This is a genomic window from Saccharopolyspora oryzae (assembly GCF_027853915.1).
In the GTDB taxonomy this organism is placed as follows: domain Bacteria; phylum Actinomycetota; class Actinomycetes; order Mycobacteriales; family Pseudonocardiaceae; genus Saccharopolyspora; species Saccharopolyspora oryzae.
This window is the reverse complement of record NZ_JAQGLA010000109.1, coordinates 1-20237: the sequence shown is the minus strand read 5'-3', so window position 1 is coordinate 20237 and position 20237 is coordinate 1. Positions and strand designations below refer to the sequence as shown.

Sequence of the window (20237 nt, the reverse complement as noted above, 5' to 3'; positions counted from 1 at the left end):
CAGCCCCCCCCCCCCCCGACGGCTCAGGACTGGTAGGCGTCCAGGGGCGGGCAGGAGCAGACCAGGTTGCGGTCGCCTCGGGCGCCGTCGATGCGGCGGACCGGCGGCCACACCTTCGCCACGTCGGTGCCCAGCGGGTAGGCCGCCTCCTCGCGGGAGTAGGCGTGGTCCCAGTCCTTGGCCAGGCACTCGGCCGTGTGCGGGGCACCGACCAGCGGGTTGTCGTCGGCCGGCCACTGCCCGGCGACCACCTTGTCGATCTCCGCGCGGATCGCGATCATGGCCTCGCAGAAGCGGTCCAGCTCGGCCAGGTTCTCGCTCTCGGTCGGCTCCACCATCAGCGTGCCGGCCACCGGGAACGACATGGTCGGCGCGTGGATGCCGTAGTCGGCCAACCGCTTGGCCACGTCGTCCACGCTGATGCCGCTGGTCTTGCTGATCTGGCGCAGGTCCAGGATGCACTCGTGGGCGACGAACCCGCCCTTGCCGGTGTAGAGCACCGGGAAGTAGTTGTTGAGCCGCCGCGCCACGTAGTTGGCCGCCGCGACCGCGGTCAGCGTCGCGCGCCGCAGCCCGTCGGCACCCATCATCCGCACGTAGGCCCACGAGATCGGCAGGATCGAGGCGCTGCCCCACGGAGCCGCGCTGATCGGGCCCACCCCGGTCTCCGGGCCGGCCGCCGGCTGCAGCGGGTGGTTCGGCAGGAACGGCGCCAGGTGTTCGCGCACGCCGATCGGGCCGACGCCCGGGCCACCGCCGCCGTGCGGGATGCAGAACGTCTTGTGCAGGTTCAGGTGCGAGACGTCGGAGCCGAACTTGCCCATCCGGGCCAGGCCGATCAGCGCGTTGAGGTTCGCGCCGTCGACGTAGACCTGCCCGCCGGCGTCGTGCACGAGACCGCACACCTCGCGCACGGTGTCCTCGTAGACGCCGTGCGTGGACGGGTAGGTGATCATGATCGCGGCGAGGTCGTCGGCGTGCTCGGCGACCAGCTCGCGCAGGTGGTCCAGCTGGATGTTGCCCTGCTCGTCGCAGCGCACCACGATCACGCGCATCCCGGCCATGACCGCGCTGGCCGCGTTGGTGCCGTGCGCGCTGGCCGGGATCAGGCACACGTCCCGGTCGGCCGCACCGCGGCTGCGGTGGTAGGCGCGGATGGCCAGCAGACCGGCGAACTCGCCCTGGCTACCGGCGTTGGGCTGCAGGCTCACCGCGTCGTAGCCGGTGACCTCGGCCAGCCAGGTCTCCAGGTCCTTGACCAGCGACAGCAGGCCCTCGGCGTCCTGGGCGGGCGCGAACGGGTGCAGCGAACCGAACTCCGGCCAGGTGATCGGCTCCATCTCGGCGGTCGCGTTGAGCTTCATCGTGCACGACCCCAGCGGGATCATGCTGCGGTCCAGCGCGACGTCCTTGTCCGACAACCGCCGCAGGTAGCGCAGCAGCGAGGTCTCCGAGTGGTGGGTGTGGAACACCGGGTGCGTCAGGTACTCGGAGGTGCGCAGCAGCGCCTGCGGAAGCGCGTCGGAGGTCTGCGCGTCGAGCTCGTCGACGTCCACGCCGTCGATGCCGAAGGCCTGCCACACCGTCGCCAGGTTCGCGCGCGTGGTGGTCTCGTCGCAGCTGATGCCCACCTGGTCGGCGTCGATGCGACGCAGGTTGATGCCGCCGCGCCGCGCCGCGGACACGACCTCGTCGGCCCGCCCCGGCACCTTCGCGACGACCGTGTCGAAGAAGTCCTGGTGCAGCACCTCGACACCGCCGCGCCGCAGCTGCTCGGCCAGCACGGAGGCCATCCGGTGCGCGCGGGTCGCGATCGCCTTCAGCCCGGCCGGACCGTGGTAGACGGCGTACATCGACGCGATCACGGCCAGCAGGACCTGCGCGGTGCAGATGTTGCTGGTCGCCTTCTCGCGGCGGATGTGCTGCTCGCGGGTCTGCAGCGCCAGGCGGTAGGCCTTGCTGCCGTCGGCGTCGACGCTCACACCGACCAGCCGACCGGGCAGCTGCCGCTCGAATCCCTTGGCCACGGCCATGAATCCGGCGTGCGGGCCACCGAAGCCCATCGGCACGCCGAAGCGCTGGGTGTTGCCGACGACCACGTCCGCGCCGATCTCACCGGGCGCGCGCAGCAGCGTCAGGGCCAGCAGATCGGACGCCACCACGACCTTCGCGCCGCGCTCGTGCGCGTCGGCGATGAGCGGCTCGTGGTCGCGCACCGCACCCGAAGCGCCCGGGTAGGACAGCAGCGCGCCGAAGAACTCGCCCTCGGGCAGCCCCGCCGACAGGTCGGCGACGACGACCTCGATGCCCAGCGGCTCGGCCCGGGTCTGGATGACCGCGATGGTCTGCGGCAGCGTGTCGGAGTCGACCAGGAAGCGCGGCGACTTGGACTTGCCCGCGCGGCGCACCAGCGTCATGCCCTCGGCCGCGGCGGTCGCCTCGTCCAGCATCGACGCGTTGGCCACCGGCACCCCGGCCAGGTCGGCAACCATCGTCTGGAAGTTCAGCAGCGCTTCGAGGCGGCCCTGCGAGATCTCCGGCTGGTACGGCGTGTACGCGGTGTACCAGGCCGGGTTCTCCAGCACGTTGCGCAGGATGACCGGCGGGGTCGTGGTGCCGTAGTAGCCGAGCCCGATCATCTCGGTGTGCGGGTGGCAGCGGCGCGCGAGGTCGCGCAGCTCGGCGAGCGCAGCGGTCTCGGTGGCCGGTTCCGGCAGCGCCAGGCGCAGGTCGTCCTCGCGGATCGCGTCCGGCACCGCGCTGCGGCCCAGCTCCTCCAGGGAGCCGACGCCGATCACGTCGAGCATGCGGGCCAGTTCGGCCGGGGACGGCCCGACGTGCCGGTCGGCGAACGGCGTGCCGTGCTCCAGAGCGGCCAGGGGGATGCGGTCGTGGGTCACGTCGGACATCGCCAAACCTCAATCATCGCGGCGAACACAAGGGCGGCAGTGCAGCCAGTACTGCGCTGCTCTCCCCCTCTGTCACCGTCCGCGAAGCGAACGCCTGAGAGCTTCACCCGGGGACCGGGCTTGCACCGTCGGCGGGTGGTGCCAGCGATGGCACCGCCTCTTTCCAGAGGTATCTCGCCCGTGCGGTCCAGGTGGCCTGAGAGGTTGTCGGGGAGGTTTGCTCCTTCGGCGCCGACCGCGGCTAGGCCGGGCCGGACTCTCCCGCACGGGGTCGGCGATGTGTCGCAGCCTACCCGATCAGGCGGCCCGAACGGACCTCCGATGCGAGCTGCGGCACAGTCTTCCGATCTTGGCCGGGGCTGGTCAGCCGGTCTCGGCCTGGCGGTCCCGGCGGCGGCGGGACAGCTCGTCCTCCGCCTGCACCATCTCACCGCCGTCGGCCCGCTCGGCCGGGAACTCGTGGATGGTGCCGCTGATCTCGCGCATCGCACCGCTGACGGCGATGCCGAACACGCCCTGGCCACCCTGCAGCAGGTCGACCACCTCCTCGGGAGAGGTGCACTCGTAGACCGTCGTCCCGTCGCTGAACAGGGTCAGCCGCGCCAGGTCCTCGACGCCGCGGTTGCGCAGGTGCTCCACCGCGACCCGGATGTTGTGCAACGACACCCCGGTGTCCAGCAGCCGCTTGACCACCTTGAGCACCAGGATGTCCTTGAACGAGTACAGCCGCTGCGAGCCGGAACCGGCCGCACCGCGGATCGACGGGCCGACCAGCTTGGTGCGCGCCCAGTAGTCCAACTGGCGGTAGGTGATGCCGGCGATCTGGCAGGCGGCCGGGCCCCGGTAGCCGACCAGTTCGTCCGGCAGCGAGGCGTCTGGGAACAGCCCACCCTGCTCCGCGGCAGCATCCCCGTTGGACGCTTCCTCGACCACGCCTGCCTCCCCTCGTCCGGCTTGCCGCCGACGACGATCACCAGCGCCCGAATCGGTTGCGATCAGGGCCGCGAACACCCCGCCGACGGCCAGCGGTGCAGCACCGCCGCATCGGCAGTTCACCCGCTGAATCACATCGGGGCAATTTCGCGTAACCCGACGGTATGCCTGCCTCGCGAGGAGGTCAACGCGACGCGCGGGCGCCGGGACGACCCGGCCCCCGCCTGCAGGTGCGAGCGGGGGCCGGGTCACATCTCGGGTCTGCGGTGCGTCAGGTGTCCGCGCCGCGGAAGTCCTCGGGAGAGACGGAGTCGAGGAACTCGCGGAACTTCTCCACCTCGTCCTCCTGCTCGTCCGGGATGATCAGCCCGGCTTCGTCCAGCACCGACTCGTCGGCGTGGATCGGCACCCCGATGCGCAGCGCCAGCGCCACCGAGTCGCTCGGTCGCGCCGAAACCCGCACGTCCCCGTCGAACACCAGCTCGGCGAAGAAGGTGCCTTCCTGCAGATCGGTGATCCGCACCTGCTCCAGATCGCGCCCCAGGGCGCCGATGACGTCCTTGAGCAGGTCGTGGGTCAGCGGCCGCTGCGGTCGCACGCCCTGCTGCTCGAGCGCGATGGCCGTCGCCTCCACCGAGCCGATCCAGATCGGCAGGTAGCGCTCGCCGTTCGCCTCGCGCAGCAACAGGATCGGCTGGTTGGCTGGTAGTTCCACTCGCACGCCGACGACGCGCATCTCGCTGCTCATCGTCACATCGCCTCCTCCAGCGCGCCGAAGCGTGACATCCCCGTCGAGGATCGCGCACCGACGCCTCCGACGCTACCCGCGATACGGCGGCTACGCCCAATCCCTCCGGCGGCCTGGTCGACCACCGCTGTCGCGGCTTGCCCGCTCGGGCACCTGATCCGAACGCCGGGTCCGAACCGCTGGCTGAGCTCGTCATCGAGCATTACCAGCACGATACACCGCTGCGGTCCCTCGGGACCGCTGGAAATGAAGCCGCTGGAACGGGAAAACCGGTTGCGGCGTCGAGAAATTCCCCCGCCGCGGATGTCATCGACCCCGGTCGCGCAAGTACCGCGACGCGCCAGCGGGGCGACGCCTCATCGGCGCCGCCCCGCTGGCGGGTGCGAAGTCGAATCCGGCGGCTCAGCGGCCGCCGTCGATCGGCCCGGTCAGGAAGACCAACCGGAACTTGCCGATCTGCACCTCGTCACCGTTGGCGAGCACCGAGGTGTCCACCGGTTCCCGGTTGACGTAGGTGCCGTTGAGGCTGCCGACGTCGACCACCACGAAGTCGTTGCCCTCGCGCCGGAACTCTGCGTGCCGGCGGGAAACCGTGACGTCGTCGAGGAAGATGTCGCTGTCCGGGTGCCGTCCCGCGCTGGTGGTCTCGCGGTCCAGGAGGAACCGCGAACCCGCGTTGGGACCGCGCTTGACCACCAGCAGGGCGGACCCCGCGGGCAGTGCGTCGACCCCGGACGCGGCGGCGGGCTCCGGGGCCGGGCTCTCGGGGCTTTCCTGCTCCGAGAGGAAGGGCCTGAAGACCGAGGTGGTCTCCGGTGACTGCTCTGGCGGAACGTCGCCGTAGCCGCTGTTCTGGCTCACCTGAGCTCTCCTCCACGCGGATAGATCGTGCCAAGTAGGTACCCAACGTACCGTGCCTGGGCAGGCGCGGGACGCGGGACTCCCGACATTCTCGTCGCCGACCCCGACAGATCGACGATCATGCCTGGTCGATCACCTTCTGATAGGCCTCGGCGTCGAGCAGACCGGCCAGTTGGTCCGGTTCGGCGAGCTTGATCTCGACCATCCAGCCGTCACCCTGCGGGGCCGAGTTGACCAACTCCGGTTGGTCCTCGAGCCCGTCGTTACGCGCGGTGACCTCACCGGTGACGGGGGCGTAGATGTCCGAGACGCTCTTGGTCGACTCGACCTCGCCCATGGAGTCCCCGGCGGCGACCTGCTGGCCCACGTCCGGCAGCTGCACGAACACCACGTCGCCGAGCTGCTGCTGGGCGTAGTCGGTGATCCCGATGCGCACGGTGTCCTCGCCGGTGCGCTGGACCCACTCGTGCTCTTCGGTGTACTTGATCTCGTCCGGGGCCGCCACGTGGTCCCGCCTTCCTCGTCCGCTGCTACTTGGATCACCGATCGCGCACTGCGGGCGTGATCGGCTCGGCGAGCGTATGCACCGCGCAGCACCGCCCGCAAGACGGCTCGCGGCGGCGCGCGAGGAGTGCGCTGTCGGCCGAATCGACGTCAGCCGTTCAGCGCAGGCGAGATGTCAGGCTGTTCTCGAACGCGCTTGGTGGACTGCCGCGACCACTTGGCCGAGGTAGAGGATTCCGGCCCACAGGTACAGCGCGCCGCCCCAGCAGGTGAAGGCGTAGGCGATCGGACGCACCACTTCGGACAGCGGGAATTCCTCCTGCACCAGCAACAACAGCGGGAACGCGTACATCAGGCAGAACGTCGCGGCCTTGCCGAGGTAGTGCACTTCGGGCGGCTCGTAGCCGTGCCAGCGCAGCACCGGCAGGCACAACGTCAGCACCACGTCCCGCAGGACCAGCGCGGCGGCGACCCACCAGGGCACGACGTCCCGGAGTACGAAGGCGATCAGGGTGGCGACGATGTAGAGCCGGTCGGCGGCCGGATCGAGCAGTTCGCCGAGGCGGCTGTACTGGTTCAGCCAGCGGGCGAGCTTGCCGTCGAGCCAGTCGGTGGCCCCGCTGATCACCAGCACCAGCAGGGCGAGCAGGTCGGCCTTCGGGCCGAGCAGCAACCACAGGAACAGGGGTACTCCGGCGAGGCGGAGCACGCTGAGCAGGTTCGGCAGTGTCCACCATGGATCGGCCCACACCCCGGCGGCGGCTTCGCGGATCCGGGCTATGCCGGGATCCGGGCGGCCATCCTGCGGGTGGCCGGAGTTGTCCCCGTGCCCTCCGCTCGTGGTGTTCTCCGTGGTGCGCTCGGCGTCCTGCACCACGAGCCTCCCCTGAATGGTTGTGCGTACTACCCCAGATGCACGGATGCGCATCCCCTCGGGGTCAGGATCTCACATTCGGCGCACAACACACTTGGCGGCCGGACTCCCCCGCGCTTCGAGCAGATCGGGCGGGGCGCGCGGCGGGAGTCCGGAGCCACCACGACTAGGAGGCCGGGGTGCGGCTCCAACCGCGGCGGCAGAGCTCGGCATCGGTGAGGAACCGCGCCCGCCCGCGGTCGTCCACGCCGGCCCAGGGAGCGCCGGCAGCGCCTTCGCGCACGTAGGAATGTCCACCGCTCCACACCACGCTGCAGGGCGCGGTGGGAAGGTCGGCCGTGGTGGCCGTGCGGGATTCGAACTGGGCGGTGGACGCCTCGGCGGACCGGGCCGGTTCCGTGCTCATCGTTGCAGCACCTCCGTTTTCTGATTCTGTTGTCGGCGCGCGGCGCCTTTTTGTTAGCCCGATCTCAGACTCGCTCCCGATTGTGATCCAGCACGCACTCCACGTCGCGCCGAATCGGTTTCGCAGCGCCCAGCGGACACGTTCCGTCGCCGAACTGCACTCCGCGACCAGCCGGGCACTACGTCCGGCCGAACTCAGCGGTACCGCTCGGCGGTCAACGGCCGTTTCCGGTGTGGCAGAACGTGTTCCGGGTGCGGCAGAGCACCAGCGCGACGTGCGTCGTCCCGGGGTTCCAACGCTCTGCCGGCGAAACCCTGGCGCCCGGGGTGGTTGTGCGGTAGGACGTCAGGCAACTGGCGGCGGACGCGGGAGGTAGTTGGTCATGGGTGCGTATGCCGAGGCCCACCGGCGGAGTTTGACCGACCCGGAGGGTTTCTGGCTCGACGCGGCGAAGGCGATCGACTGGGTGCGCGAACCGTCGCGCGCCCTCGACGGCGACGCCGACCCGTTCTTCCGCTGGTTCCCCGACGGGGAGCTCAACACCTGCTTCAACGCGCTGGACCGGCACGTCCGCGACGGCCGCGGGGACCAGGACGCGCTGATCTGGGATTCGGCGATGACCGGTCAGGTGCTCCGCTGGACCTACCGGGAGCTGCTGGAGCGGGTGGCGCTGTTCGCCGGGGCGCTGCGAGCGCAGGGCGTGGAGCGCGGTGACCGCGTGGTGCTCTACCTGCCGATGATCCCCGAGGCGGCGATCGCGATGCTGGCCTGCGCCCGCATCGGCGCGGTGCACTCGGTGGTCTTCGGCGGTTTCGCGCCGAAGGAGCTCGCCGCGCGGATCGAGGACGCCCGGCCCACCGTGGTCGTCGCGGCGTCCTGCGGGCTGGAGCCGAACCGGGTCGTGGAGTACAAGCCGATCGTCGACGAGGCGCTGCGGACGACCGAGCACCAGCCGCGGCGGGTGATCGTGCTCCAGCGCGAGCAGGCCCGCGCCGAGCTCGGCGAGCGGGACGTGGACTGGGACGACGCGCTGGCGCAGGCCGAACCGGCCGAGTGCGTCCCGGTCAAGGCGACCGATCCGCTGTACGTGCTCTACACCTCCGGCACCACCGGCCGCCCGAAGGGCGTGGTGCGCGACAACGGCGGGCACGCGGTGGCGCTGCGCTGGTCGATGGCCAACATCTACGACATCGGTCCGGGCGACGTCTTCTGGACCGCCTCCGACGTCGGCTGGGTGGTCGGCCACTCCTACATCGTCTACGCGCCGCTGCTGACCGGGGCGACGACGGTGGTCTACGAGGGCAAGCCCGTCGGCACCCCGGACGCCGGCGCGTTCTGGCGCGTCATCGCCGATCACGGCGTCAAGGCGCTGTTCACCGCGCCCACCGCGTTCCGGGCGATCAAGCGGGTGGATCCGGACGCCGAGCTGCTGGCGGAGCACGACCTGTCGAGCCTGGAGACGTTGTTCCTGGCCGGCGAGCGGCTGGATCCGGAGACCTACCACTGGGCGTCGGAGAAGCTCGGCGTGCCGGTCATCGACCACTGGTGGCAGACCGAGACGGGCTGGCCGATCTGCGCGAACCTGCGCGGGATGGAGCCGATGCCGGTCAAGCCGGGGTCGCCGACGGTGCCGGTGCCGGGCTACGACGTGGTGGTGCTGGACCAGGCGGGCGACCCGCTGCCGCCGGAGACCGACGGTGCGATCTGCATCCGGCTGCCGCTGCCGCCGGGCACGCTGCCGACGTTGTGGGGCGACGACGAGCGGTTCCGCGAGTCGTACCTGTCGCGCTACCCCGGCTACTACCTCACCGGCGACAACGGCTACGTCGACGCGGACGGGTACGTGTTCGTGATGGGCCGCACCGACGACGTGATCAACGTGGCCGGGCACCGGTTGTCCACCGGTTCGATGGAGGCGGTGCTGGCGGCGCATCCGGCGGTCGCCGAGTGCGCGGTGATCGGGGTCCACGACTCGTTGAAGGGCCAGGTGCCGCGGGGGCTCGTGGTGCTCAAGTCCGGTGTGGACATCGATCCGGAGACGCTGCGCTCGGAGCTCGTCGCGGCGGTGCGCGAGCAGATCGGGCCGGTGGCGGCGTTCCGCGAGGTGGCGGTGGTCGACGGGCTGCCGAAGACGCGCTCGGGCAAGATCCTGCGCAAGTCGATGCGCGAGATCGCCGACACCGGTGAGACCAAGGTGCCCTCGACCATCGAGGACCCCGCGGTGCTGGAGCGGCTGCGCCCGGCGCTGCGCGGCGAGTGATCGAAGGTCTCAGCCGCGCAGCCGGTCCCGCGCGACGTCTTCCAGCGCCTGGAGGACGGCGGCGATGGCCGGTTGCGCGCGGCTGCCCCGGCGCACGCAGGTGAGGATGCTCCGCGACGGCGCCGGCTCGTCCCGCAACGGGATCCGCACCACCCGGTGGTCCGGTGAGGTGGTGGCCAGCCGGGGCAGCAGGCAGATGCCGAGCCCGCTCGCGACCATCGCCAGCACCGAGTTCCACTCCGCCGCCCCGTGCGCCACCCGCGGGGCGAACCCGGCTGCTGCGCACGCGACCTCGATCAGCTGGAACTGGTCGTGGTGCGGCTCGATCCAGGTCTCGTGCGCGGTCTCGGCCAGCCGGACGGCATCGAGCTCGGCGAACGGGTGGTCCGCGGACACCACGAGGTCCTGCGGGTCGTCGAGCAGGACCTGCTGGTCGAACCGCGAGTCGTCCAGCGGCGGGGTGCCCGCCACGGGCAGGACCACCAGATCGGTCTGCTCGGCCAGCAGCAGGCGCAGGCTGTCGTCGATGTCGGTCTCCCGCAGCTGCACCTCCAACCGCGGATGGGAGTCGCGGAGCCGCGCGGCAGCGGGTGCCAGCAGCGAGCCGAAGCTGGTCGCGAAGCCGCCCACCCGGACCTGGCCCACCGCACCGGCGGAATGCGCGGCCAGATCGGCGCGGGCCTGCTCCCATTCGGCAGCGATCGCATCGGCGTGTGCCAGCACGATGTGCGCCGCGGGGGTGAGCCGCACTCGTCGGCCTTCCGGCCGCAGCAGCTCGGCGCCGATCTCCCGGGACAGCAACCGGATCTGCTGGGAGACCGCCGAGGGCGTCAGGTAGAGCGCCCGCGCGGTCGCGGTCACGGTGCCCTCTGCCCGGAGGACGCGCAGGACCTGGAGTCGTCTCAGGTCGATCATTGAGGCGATTCTGCACAGTTGCGGGCTGAAATGCGAGATGGACCTGAAGTGGTGGCCCGCCCCAGGCTTCAGGCGTGCAGTCACCCCCACCAACGCGCCCGCATCCGGTCGCCGTGCCGCCGTTCGCACTCGTGCTCGGCGCCGTCGTCAGCGTCCAGTTCGGACAGGCCTTCGGGAAGCAGCTGTTCGCAGTCGTGGGGCCGCTCGGGGTCGCGGGCGTGCGGCTGTCGCTGGCGGCTGTCCTGCTGCTGGTGCTGCGGCGACCGCGAATCCCCGTCGACCGGCGCCCGCGCGTGCTGATCGTCGCGCTCGGCGCAGCGATCGCGACGATGAACGTCGTCTACCTCGCGCTGGCGCACCTTCCGGTCGCGGTCGCCAGCACGCTCCAGCTGCTCGGCCCGCTCTCCGTCGCGCTGCTCAGCTCGCGACGTCCGCGCGACGTGCTGTGGGCAGCGCTGGCGGCGTCGGGGGTGTTCTTGTTCTGCGGCCCGGTCAGCGCGCCGCTGCCCGCCATCGGGGTCGGGCTCGCCCTGGTGTCGGCGGCGGGCATGGGCAGCTACCTCCTGCTGAGCCACCGCATCGGCGCGATCAGCGACGACGGCTCCCCGCTCGCGCTCGCGGTCGCATGCGCCGCGGTGCTCGTGCTGCCGTTCGGGATCGCCGAGTCCGGGACAGCACTCCTCTCCCCCACCGTGCTGCTGGCCGGGCTGGGAATCGCGGTGCTGTCGGCGGTCGTGCCGTACTCGCTGGAGCTGGCCGCGCTGCGCCGGATTCCACCGCGGGTCGTCGGGGTGCTGCAAAGCCTGGAGCCCGCCACCGGCGCCTTGGCCGGATTGCTGCTGCTCGCCGAACTGCTGTCCCCGATCCAGCTCGTCGCGCTGGGCTGCGTCACCGCGGCTTCGATCGGCGCGGTGCTCGCCCGGGACCGCTGAGGTCGTCCGATGCGTCCGTTCGGAGGCTCCCTCGACCAATTTTGGTCTATACCTTTGTGTCCGTTCCCGACTCCGAGGAGCGAACGCACATGACCTCAGGACCGACTCGACCGACGGTGCGCAGGAGCGCGCTCGCCGTCGTGGCCGGTGCGCTGGTCGCCGGGACCGCGGTTCCGGCGACGGCCGCACCCGCCGTGGAGAACTCCGCGATGGACAACATCATCCCCGCCCCGGAATCGGTGCACCCCGACCCGGCGACGACCTTCGAACTCACCGAGCAGACCTCGATCCGGGCATCCGGCGACGCCGCCGAGGTCGGCGCGTACCTGGCCGGGGTCCTGCGACCGTCGACCGGGTTCCCAGTACCGGTCAGCGGCGACGAGGTCGGCACCGGTGACATCTCGCTGGAGCTGGACGACGGCGCCGGGCTCGGCCCGGCCGGCTACCGGCTGCAGGTCACCGGCGAGACCGTCGACCTGCGCGCCGCCAGCGCCGAAGGGCTGTTCAACGGCGTGCAGACGCTGCGCCAGCTGCTGCCCGCCGCGATCGAGAGCCCCACCCGGCAGCCCGGGCCGTGGACGGTGCCCGGCGGCGAGATCGTCGACCAGCCGCGGTTCGAGCACCGGGCCGCGATGCTCGACGTGGCGCGGCACTTCTTCACCGTCGACCAGGTCAAGCGCTACGTCGACCAGATCGCCCGGTACAAGATGAACCGGCTGCACCTGCACCTGACCGACGACCAGGGCTGGCGCATCCAGATCGACAGCTGGCCGAAGCTGGCCGAGTACGGCGGCAGCACCGAGGTCGGCGGCGGTCCGGGCGGGCACTACACCAAGCAGGACTACGCCGAGATCGTCGAGTACGCCGCGTCCCGGCACATCACGGTCATCCCCGAGATCGACATGCCCGGGCACACCAACGCCGCGCTGGCCTCCTACGCGGAGCTGAACTGCGACGGCGTGGCGCCACCGCTCTACACCGGCATCGAGGTCGGGTTCAGCTCGCTGTGCGTCGAGAAGGACGTGACCTACCGGTTCGTCGAGGACGTCATCCGCGAACTGGCCGAGATCACCCCCGGCCCCTACCTGCACATCGGCGGCGACGAGGCGGACTCCACCACCGACGAGGACTACAAGGCGTTCGTGTCGCGAGTGCTGCCGATGGTCGAGAAGTACGGCAAGACGGCGGTCGGCTGGCACGAGTACGGCAAGGCCGAGCCGCAGGGCGAGTCGGTGCTGCAGTACTGGGGCACCACCGACTCCGACCCGCTGCTGAACGAGGCGGTGGCCCGCGGCAACAAGATCCTGGTCTCCCCGGCGAACAAGTCCTACCTGGACATGAAGTACGACGAGAACACCCCGCTGGGCCTGCAGTGGGCCGGCTTCATCGAGGTGGCCGACGCCTACGGCTGGGACCCGGGCAGCTACCTCCAGGGCGTCCCGGAGGACTCGGTGCTGGGTGTCGAGGCCCCGCTGTGGTCGGAAACCCTGGAGAACTCCGATCACATCGAGTTCATGGCCTTCCCCCGCCTACCGGCCATCGCCGAACTCGCCTGGTCCCCGAAGGGGACCCACGACTGGAACTCCTTCGCCCAACGCCTGTCCACCCACGGCCCCCGCCTGGAGGCCGCCACCACCAACTACTACAAGTCCCCCCAAATCCCCTGGACCACCTGACCCCCAGCCCCAAGCCAAGCGGCTCCCCCGTGGGACCACAGTTTCAATTGAAACTGCAGATCCCACCCACGGCGGATCACAGTTTCAATTGAAACTGCACACCCGGGCGTGTCGGGACCCCGGCGTGTCGGGACCTGTGGACAAGTTCCGGGTCCTGTGGAGAACTTCCGCAAATTCAATGGAAATCGGACGTCCGATTTCCATTGAATTTGCGTCACCTCGGACGGAGCGTCACCGGACCTTGGGTTCGAGGACCGTCCACCAGTCCTCGAGGGTGGGGCGTTCGGCCAGGTCGGCGAAGGTGATCTGGACGCCGAGGCGGCGCCACTTCTCCACCAGGGTCATGATCCGGACCGAGTCCAGGCCCCAGTCCATCAGGTTCTCGTCGTCGGTGAGCTCCGCCGGGTCCTCGTAGAGCAGCTCGGCGACCTGCTCCCGGACGTCTTCCAGCGTCAACTTCTGCGACATCGCACGCACTCCCACTAAATCGTCAGGCCACTTCGGACTCTCGGACCGCGAGGTCCTGCGCCAAGCGGTGCGCGGTGTCGACCACACCGCACCGCTTGGCCGCGTAGGTCAGCGCCATCCGGTGCTCCTCCGCGGAGAAGTCCGCGACCCCGTCGGCGACCAGGAACGCCTGGACCTCCTGCTGGAAGGCCTCGGCGGCGGTCATCAGGCAGCCGATGTGGGCGTAGATCCCGGTGATGATCAGCTGATCGCGTCCCCAGCCCCGCAGCAGTTCGCGCAGTTCGGTGCGCTGGAACGCGCTGTAGCGCCACTTGGTCAGCAGCACGTCGTCGGCGTCCGGCGCCAGCTCGTCGATGATCGCCTCCTGCGCCGGGTCGGCGACTCCCGGCCCCCACCACTCCAGCTGCAGGCCGCGCTGCTCGGGCGTCTGACCGCCGGGCTGCGCGCAGTACACCACCGGGACACCAGCCGCTTTCGCGCGCTCGCGGAGCAGCCGGATGTTCGGCACGACCTGGTCCAGCGGTTCGCCGTCCGCGGGGAAGGCGTTGACGAAGTGCCGTTCCATGTCGTGGATCAGCAGCACCGAGCGGTCCGCGTCGGGCCGCCAGGCCACGCGGTTCTCCGGCAGCTCGTCCTGGTCCGGGACGCGGTACGGGGCGATGGTCGGAAGCGCCACGGGCGACCTCCTTCTGTGTCGGTGATCGGTCGTTGCGGATGTCAGCGACGGCGGAGTTCCGGCACCAGCTCGCGGCTGATCGCCTCGCGGAGGTCGCGCTTGCTGACCTTGCCGACGCCGGTCTGCGGGAATTGCTCGACGAATTCGACCCGGTCCGGCACCTTGTAGGCGGCCAGCCCGCGCTCGCGGACGAACTTGATCAGCTCGCGGGCCTTCGGAGGGGTTCCGCGCGGAACCACGAACGCGCAGCTGCGCTCGCCGAGGTAGTCGTCGGGCATGGACACCACGGCCGCGTCGTGGACCGCGGGGTGCGCCAGCAGGTGGTTCTCCACCTCTTCGGCCGCGATCTTCTCGCCGCCGCGGTTGATCTGGTCCTTCGCGCGGCCTTCCACGACGATGTTGCCCTCCGCGGTGAGCCGGACGACGTCGCCGGTGCGGTAGAAGCCGTCGGGGGTGAAGGCCTTCGCGTTGTGCTCGGCGGCCCGGTAGTAGCCGCGGATGGTGTAGGGCCCGCGGGTGAGCAGGTGCCCGGTTCCGCCCGGCGGCACCGGGTTGTCGTCGTTGTCCAGGACCAGCAGCTCGTCGTCGGGTGAGATCGGCCTGCCCTGGGTGGTGAGGACGACGTCCTCCGGGTCGTCGAGCCGCGTGTAGTTCACCAAGCCCTCGGCCATGCCGAAGACCTGCTGCAACGTCGCACCGAGCACGGGCTTGACCCGGCGCGCGACTTCTTCGCTGCACTTGGCCCCGCCGACCTGCAGGACCTCCAGGCTGGACAGGTCGTGCTCGGTGCTGCCGGCCGCGTCCAGCCACACCAGCGCCAGCGGCGGGACCGCGGCGGCCAGCGTGACGCGCTCGCGCTCGATCAGCGGGAACACCTCGTCCGGGCTGGGGCGGCGGGCCAGCACCACGCGCCCACCGGCGTGCAGGACGCCGAACGTGCCGGGCGAGCTCATCGGGAAGTTGTGCGCGATCGGCAGCGCCCCGAGGTAGACGGTGTCGGCCGTGACGCCGCAGATCTCGTTGCTGGCGCGGAAGGAGTAGATGTAGTCGTCGTGGGTGCGCGGGATCAGCTTCGGCACCCCGGTGCTCCCGCCGGACAGCTGCAGGAACGCCAGGTCGCCGGGTTCGGGCCCGTCCAGCTCCACCGGTTCGGCGTCCACTTCGGACAGCGCGGTGAACTCGCCGGGCTCACCGGCGATGAACACCCGCAGGTCCGGCAGCTTCGCCACCACCTCGGCGGCCAGCTCCCGGTGGTCGAAGCCGGCTTCGACGTCGGTGGTGATGTAGGCGGCGGCCTCGCTGAACTCGCAGAAGTAGGAGACCTCGGTCAACCGGTGCGACGGCAGCGCGAAGACCGGCACGGCGCCGAGCCGGAACAGCGCGAAGCAGACGTCGAAGAACTCCGCGATGTTGGGCAGTTGCACGACGACGCGATCGCCCTTGCCGATGCCGGTCTCGCGCAGCCCGGCCGCGAGCCGGTCGGCGCGCACGTCGAGCGCTCGGTAGGACACCTGGCGCTCGCCGTCGACCACGGCGATGCGGTCGGGGTGCTCGGCCGCGCGTTCGCGCAGCATCTGGCCGAAGGTGTAGCCGCGCCAGTAGCCCGCCGCGCGGTAGCGGTCGGCGAACTCCGGCGGCCAGATCGGGTGGTCCGGAAGCGGTGCGGTCATCTCCAGTCCCTTCAGACTGCCTGGTCCAGGCCCATCGCGGACAGCGCGGTGCGGAACTTCGCGGAGGTCTCGGCGAGTTCGTCGGCGGGGTCGGAGCCCGCGACGATGCCCGCTCCGGCGTAGAGCCGCAGCGACTCGTCCTCGACGTCGGCGCAGCGGATCGCCACGACCCACTCGCCGTCCCCGGAGGCATCGCACCACCCGACCATGCCCGCGTAGTAGCCGCGCTCGAAAGGCTCGGTCTCGGCGATGACTTCGCGCGCCCGCTGCACCGGGGTGCCGCACACCGCCGGGGTCGGGTGCAGCGCGTCGGCCAGTTCCAGCGACGAAGTCGCGGGATCGCGCAGCTCGCCGGTGACCTCGGTCGCCAGGTGCCACATGGCGTTGGTGCTGATCACCGACGGCTCGGGCACCGTCAGCTCGCGGCAGTACGGGCGCAGCGCATCGGCCACCGCCTCCACCACGGCCGCGTGCTCGCGCAGATCCTTGTCCGATGTGGACAGTTCGGCGGCGCGGCGCCGGTCCTCGACCGGGTCGGTGCTGCGCGGGCGCGATCCCGCCATCGGGTTGGAGCGGACCTTCATGCCGCGTCGCGACACCAGGAGTTCCGGGCTCGCGCCGAGGAAGGTGCGCTGCAGCCTCGGCTGCGGGCCGAAGCTGTCGCGGGTGCCGTCCTCGCCGCGCCGCGGCAGGTCCACCGCGAAGGTGTAGCTGGCCGGGTCGGCCAGGGCCAGGTTCTGCAGCACGGTGCGCACGTCGATGGGTTCGGCAGCGGTCAGCTCCAGCGACCGGGCGAGCACCACCTTGCTCAGCTCGCCGTCGTCCAGCCTCCGCAGCACTCGGCTCACGCCGCGCTCGTACTCACCCGGCGCGGGCACCGCGCGGACCTCGCACTCGGGCGCCCCGCTGCGGGGGCTCTGCGGCACCATGACGTTCAGCGGGTCGGCGTGGAACACCTCCTCCGGCAGCACCAGGTGCGCGGGCAGGTTGTTGCCGAAGGGCACCGCGCCGACGACCACCGGGTTGCGGTGGCCGAACTCGGCTGCGCTGGCGAAGAACTCCGCGACCCGCTTCGGCAGGTTCTCCCGCGCGCACTGGGTTTTCGGGACCGTCGCGGAGACTCCGCGGGCCAGCATCACGCCGCGCGGCGTGGAGAACAGGAACGACGAGCCCGCCTCGTAGGCGGCCAGCAACCGCGCCGCCGCATCGTCCGCGACGAGGCCCAGGCTGTCGATATCGCTGTCGATCGTGGTCATGGCAACCTTTCGGGGTTCGCGGCAGGAGTCAGGCGCGCAGCGTGGCGCCGCCGTCGACGTACAGGTCGTGCATGGTGATGTGCTTGGCCTGCTCGGAGGCCAGGAAGACCACGGCGTCGGCGATGTCTTCGGGCGTGGCCAGCTTGCGCAGCGGGATGCCGACTTTGAAGGCCTCGGGCGAGCCGGCGATGACCCTTTCGGCACCGCGCTCGTCGGCCCACATGCCGCGCTGCATGTCGGTGTCGGTGGAACCGGGGGCGACGACGTTGCAGCGGATGCCGTGCTCGGCCAGCTCCAGCCCGAGCGACTTGGTGAACATCGTGGCCGCGGCCTTGGACGCGGCGTAGGCGGCCATGCCGTGCCGGGGCACGCCCGCGGCGTTCGAGCTGACCGTGACGATCGAGCCGCGCTTGCGGGGGATCATGCGCTCCGCCACCGCGCGGGAGAAGTTGAACACCCCGGTGGTGTTGACCGCGAAGGTCCGCTGCCAGTCCTCGTCGGTGATCTCCTGCACGGTCCCCACCTGGAGCACCCCGGCGACGTTGGCCAGGACCTCGACCGGCCCGAGCTCGGCCTCAGCCTGCTCCACCACCTCGGCGGCGGCCGCCGCGTCGGCCACGTCAGCCTGGAACGCCCGCACCTGGTCACCCAGCTCCGCGGCGACGGCCTCGACCTGCTCGGAGTTTCGGTCCACCGCGGCGACGGTGGCGCCGAGCTCGACCAACGCTCTGGTCACCGCAGCGCCGATGCCCTGGCCTGCGCCTGTCACGATGGCGACCGCGCCGCCGATCCCCGTCCGGTTCATCGCACCTTCTGAAAACTCAGGCTAGCCTAACCTTTGTCAGGCGAGCCTGAGTTTAGAACACGGAAGTGCCCAGATCGCCCCACCAACCAGGTGGCATTGATCACCGACCGCGACGATCGGCGGTTCTCCCGCACCCCGGGTCGAGGTAGAACGACGTGGTGGACGCAGACCCGATCGCCTCAGCGCGCCGCCTTGCCCAGCAGGAGTTCGGCTCAGCCCGCCTGGTGATCGTGGGCGGCAGCGTCCTCACACCCCGCCGCACGGCGACATCGGACCTGGACGTGGTGGTGGTCACCGCACCCCGGGACCAGCCGACGCGCAGGTCGCTGACCTGGGAAGGCTGGCCGGTCGAGGTGCTGGAGCACGACGAGCGGAGCCTCGCGGCCTACTGCGCCGACAACCTCGAACGCCGCTGGCCAGGCATCCCACGGCTGATCGCCGAAGGCGCGATCGTGACCGACTCCGACGGTCTGGGAACCCGTCTCCAAGCGGAGATGCGCGAGCGCCTGGCCGCCGGGCCAGCACCCGCCACGACCGCCGAACTCGACGCCCACCGCTACGACCTGACCGACTTGCTCGACGACCTCACCGGCAGCACCGACCCGGCCGAAACGACCTTCACGGCTGCCCGCGCACTCACCAAGACCGCACAACTCGCCCTCCTCGCGGCCCGCCGCTGGCAAGGCACCGGCAAATGGCTCCTCCGCGAACTCCGAGACCACGACCCCGACCTGGCCGAACGCCTCGCCACCTCGCTCACCAACCCCACCCGCCTCGCAGCGGTCACCCGCGAAGTCCTCGACAGCGTCGGCGGCCCCCTCCGCGAAGGCTACGAAGTCACCGACCCCCGAACCCCCTGAGCGATCCAACAAGGCCCGGTCTGGGGATGAGCCGAAAGTGCTCGTTGCGTTCTCAACGCGGGATGGTGTCCCGTGGCAAGTCAACGGTAAAGACGCCTGGTCTTCCGACGCGCGGATCTGCGGTGTGCCCGTGAGTACTTTGGGTCGTTGTGGCAGCCCAAAGTGCTCACGGTTCCTGGGCAGCGGGCGCGCGGCTTCAGGGGGCGAGGCCTTGGACGAAGCTGTGGTTCAGGAGGTCTTGGGGGCGCAGTTGGAGGTGGGTGGCCAGGTCTGGGACTTCAGCCTGGTCCCTTTTGAGGATTGCTGCGCTGGATTCCGGGGCTATTACTGCGAAATAGGCGTCTGCGGTGATCCAGGTGCGGTCCGGTGAGGCCAGGGCGAGGGCTCCGCCGGAGCCGCCCTCGCCGATGACCAGGGTGGTGATCGGGGTTTCGGCGTCGGCGACCGCGGTGAAGACCTCGGCGATCGCTGGGCCGATCGCGGCCTGTTCGGCCGCGGCATCGTTGGCCGCGCCTGGGGTGTCGACCAGGGTCAGGACCGGGATGTCGAGCTGGTCGGCGAGTCTGATCAGGCGGGCGGCGGTGCGGAATCCCGCTGGGGTGTTGGCGGTTCCGGTTTGGGCGGCGTAGGCGATCGTGCGGCCTTCGTGCTCACCGAAGCCGCAGAGCATGCCCTCGTCCCGGCCGCCCACCCGGTCTCCGCTGATCTCGAAGCGGGTGGTGAAGTAGGCGTCCAAATAGGACTGAGCACGGGGGCGGTCGGCGGCTCGTGCTCGTTGGACCGCTTCCCAGCCGGTGGCCGGCGGTTCGGCGCTGGCCTGCGACTTCGGCACCGGGGCCGGTTCCGGCGACTGCTGCGGCTGCAGCAGGCGGACCAGGTCGGCGAGCACCGACGGCAGTTCGGCGGGACCGACGATCCGGTCCACCTGGCCGTCGTCGAGCTTGCCCTCCGCGCTGAACGCCTCGCCGGTGTCGGCGGCGCTGCGCACGCGGCTGCCGCCGAAGGCGACCGCCGCGCCGGGCTCGGCCAGCACCACGTCAGCGGCTGCCGACAGCGCCGCCCACATGCCGCCGGTTGTCGGATTGCGCAGCACCGTGATGTGGGCGATCCCCTCGCGACGTGCCAGCAGGCACGCTCGGGCGATCTCCTGCAACTGCCGGAGCGCGCAGATCCCTTCCTGCATGCGGCTGCCGCCGGAGGCCACCAGCGAGATCACCGGCAGCCGCAGCTCCCGTGCCCGCTCGAACGCCGCCACGATCCGCGCGCCAGCAGCCTCCCCCACCGATCCGCCGAGGTAGGCGAAGTCGAACGCGACCAGCACCGCCGACCGCTCCCCGACCTGGGCACGACCGCAGAGCACCGACTCGTCGGCGCCGCTGCGGTCGGTCGCGCGAGCGCGCTGGTCGTCGTAACCCGGCCAGCCCAGCGGGCCGTCCACCGCGTCCCGGACCGCCGGGGGCTCGAACTCCTCGAACCCCCGGCCG

At 70.8% G+C, this 20237-nt stretch carries 18 protein-coding genes and 1 riboswitch; of the genes, 4 read left to right on the top strand and 14 right to left on the bottom strand.

Going from position 1 to position 20237, the window contains the following annotated elements; translation table 11 throughout:
• Positions 1-23 precede the first annotated feature (23 nt).
• The 7 genes from gcvP to OU415_RS34660 all read right to left on the bottom strand — a co-directional run bounded on the left by gcvP (position 24) and on the right by OU415_RS34660 (position 7235).
• Positions 24-2909, bottom strand: coding sequence for an aminomethyl-transferring glycine dehydrogenase (gcvP, locus tag OU415_RS34690; RefSeq protein ID WP_270953835.1), 2886 nt, complete (start codon positions 2907-2909; stop codon positions 24-26).
• Positions 2910-3082: 173 nt separating this feature from the next.
• A riboswitch (glycine riboswitch) is annotated at positions 3083-3183 on the bottom strand.
• Positions 3184-3272: 89 nt separating this feature from the next.
• A complete protein-coding gene (locus OU415_RS34685) occupies positions 3273-3842 on the bottom strand; it encodes a MerR family transcriptional regulator (RefSeq protein ID WP_270953837.1) in 570 nt (189 codons plus the stop codon).
• Between the two features lie 271 nt (positions 3843-4113).
• Positions 4114-4590, bottom strand: a complete 477-nt coding sequence (locus OU415_RS34680) for a bifunctional nuclease family protein (protein WP_270953834.1) — start codon at positions 4588-4590, stop codon at positions 4114-4116.
• Positions 4591-4992: 402 nt separating this feature from the next.
• Complete coding sequence (gene garA / locus OU415_RS34675) at positions 4993-5451, bottom strand: glycogen accumulation regulator GarA (RefSeq protein WP_270953833.1); 459 nt, start codon at positions 5449-5451, stop codon at positions 4993-4995.
• Positions 5452-5569: 118 nt separating this feature from the next.
• Positions 5570-5956 carry a glycine cleavage system protein GcvH gene (gene gcvH, locus OU415_RS34670; RefSeq protein ID WP_270953832.1) on the bottom strand — a complete coding sequence of 129 codons (387 nt, stop codon included), beginning with the start codon at positions 5954-5956 and terminating at the stop codon, positions 5570-5572.
• Positions 5957-6130: 174 nt separating this feature from the next.
• Complete coding sequence (locus tag OU415_RS34665) at positions 6131-6832, bottom strand: CDP-alcohol phosphatidyltransferase family protein (protein ID WP_408641971.1); 702 nt, start codon at positions 6830-6832, stop codon at positions 6131-6133.
• Positions 6833-6995: 163 nt separating this feature from the next.
• Complete coding sequence (locus tag OU415_RS34660) at positions 6996-7235, bottom strand: hypothetical protein (RefSeq protein ID WP_270953831.1); 240 nt, start codon at positions 7233-7235, stop codon at positions 6996-6998.
• 382 nt (positions 7236-7617) lie between these two features.
• Here OU415_RS34660 and OU415_RS34655 point away from each other — a divergent pair, with 382 nt between their 5' ends.
• Positions 7618-9495: a propionyl-CoA synthetase gene (locus OU415_RS34655; protein WP_270953830.1), complete on the top strand. Its 1878-nt coding sequence runs from the start codon at positions 7618-7620 to the stop codon at positions 9493-9495.
• Between the two features lie 9 nt (positions 9496-9504).
• Here OU415_RS34655 and OU415_RS34650 read toward each other — a convergent pair whose 3' ends face one another.
• Positions 9505-10410, bottom strand: a complete 906-nt coding sequence (locus tag OU415_RS34650; RefSeq protein WP_270953829.1) for a LysR family transcriptional regulator — start codon at positions 10408-10410, stop codon at positions 9505-9507.
• Between the two features lie 74 nt (positions 10411-10484).
• Here OU415_RS34650 and OU415_RS34645 point away from each other — a divergent pair, with 74 nt between their 5' ends.
• Positions 10485-11342, top strand: a complete 858-nt coding sequence (locus OU415_RS34645) for an EamA family transporter (protein WP_270953828.1) — start codon at positions 10485-10487, stop codon at positions 11340-11342.
• Positions 11343-11431: 89 nt separating this feature from the next.
• On the top strand, positions 11432-13018 hold the full coding sequence (locus tag OU415_RS34640; RefSeq protein ID WP_270953827.1) for a beta-N-acetylhexosaminidase: 1587 nt from the start codon (positions 11432-11434) through the stop codon (positions 13016-13018).
• A gap of 231 nt (positions 13019-13249) precedes the next feature.
• On the opposite strand, the gene OU415_RS34635 is transcribed toward OU415_RS34640, so the two are convergent.
• Genes OU415_RS34635 through OU415_RS34615 form a run of 5 tightly spaced genes read right to left on the bottom strand, consistent with a single transcriptional unit; the run spans position 13250 to position 17893 of the window.
• The gene (locus OU415_RS34635; protein WP_270953826.1) at positions 13250-13486 is read right to left on the bottom strand and encodes a phosphopantetheine-binding protein; all 237 of its coding nucleotides are present in this window, start codon (positions 13484-13486) and stop codon (positions 13250-13252) included.
• A gap of 22 nt (positions 13487-13508) precedes the next feature.
• A complete protein-coding gene (locus tag OU415_RS34630; protein WP_270953825.1) occupies positions 13509-14162 on the bottom strand; it encodes an isochorismatase family protein in 654 nt (217 codons plus the stop codon).
• A 41-nt stretch (positions 14163-14203) separates the two neighbouring features.
• Complete coding sequence (locus OU415_RS34625; RefSeq protein ID WP_270953824.1) at positions 14204-15832, bottom strand: (2,3-dihydroxybenzoyl)adenylate synthase; 1629 nt, start codon at positions 15830-15832, stop codon at positions 14204-14206.
• A gap of 11 nt (positions 15833-15843) precedes the next feature.
• Positions 15844-17088, bottom strand: coding sequence for an isochorismate synthase DhbC (gene dhbC / locus OU415_RS34620; RefSeq protein ID WP_270953823.1), 1245 nt, complete (start codon positions 17086-17088; stop codon positions 15844-15846).
• A 28-nt stretch (positions 17089-17116) separates the two neighbouring features.
• On the bottom strand, positions 17117-17893 hold the full coding sequence (locus OU415_RS34615; protein ID WP_270953822.1) for a 2,3-dihydro-2,3-dihydroxybenzoate dehydrogenase: 777 nt from the start codon (positions 17891-17893) through the stop codon (positions 17117-17119).
• A 155-nt stretch (positions 17894-18048) separates the two neighbouring features.
• Between OU415_RS34615 and OU415_RS34610 the strand changes: the two genes are divergently transcribed.
• Positions 18049-18753: a nucleotidyltransferase domain-containing protein gene (locus OU415_RS34610; RefSeq protein ID WP_270953821.1), complete on the top strand. Its 705-nt coding sequence runs from the start codon at positions 18049-18051 to the stop codon at positions 18751-18753.
• A 196-nt stretch (positions 18754-18949) separates the two neighbouring features.
• Here the strand turns inward: OU415_RS34610 and OU415_RS34605 are convergent.
• Positions 18950-20237 (bottom strand): carboxyl transferase domain-containing protein (locus OU415_RS34605; RefSeq protein ID WP_270953820.1); only part of this gene is annotated, 1288 nt, incomplete at its 5' end.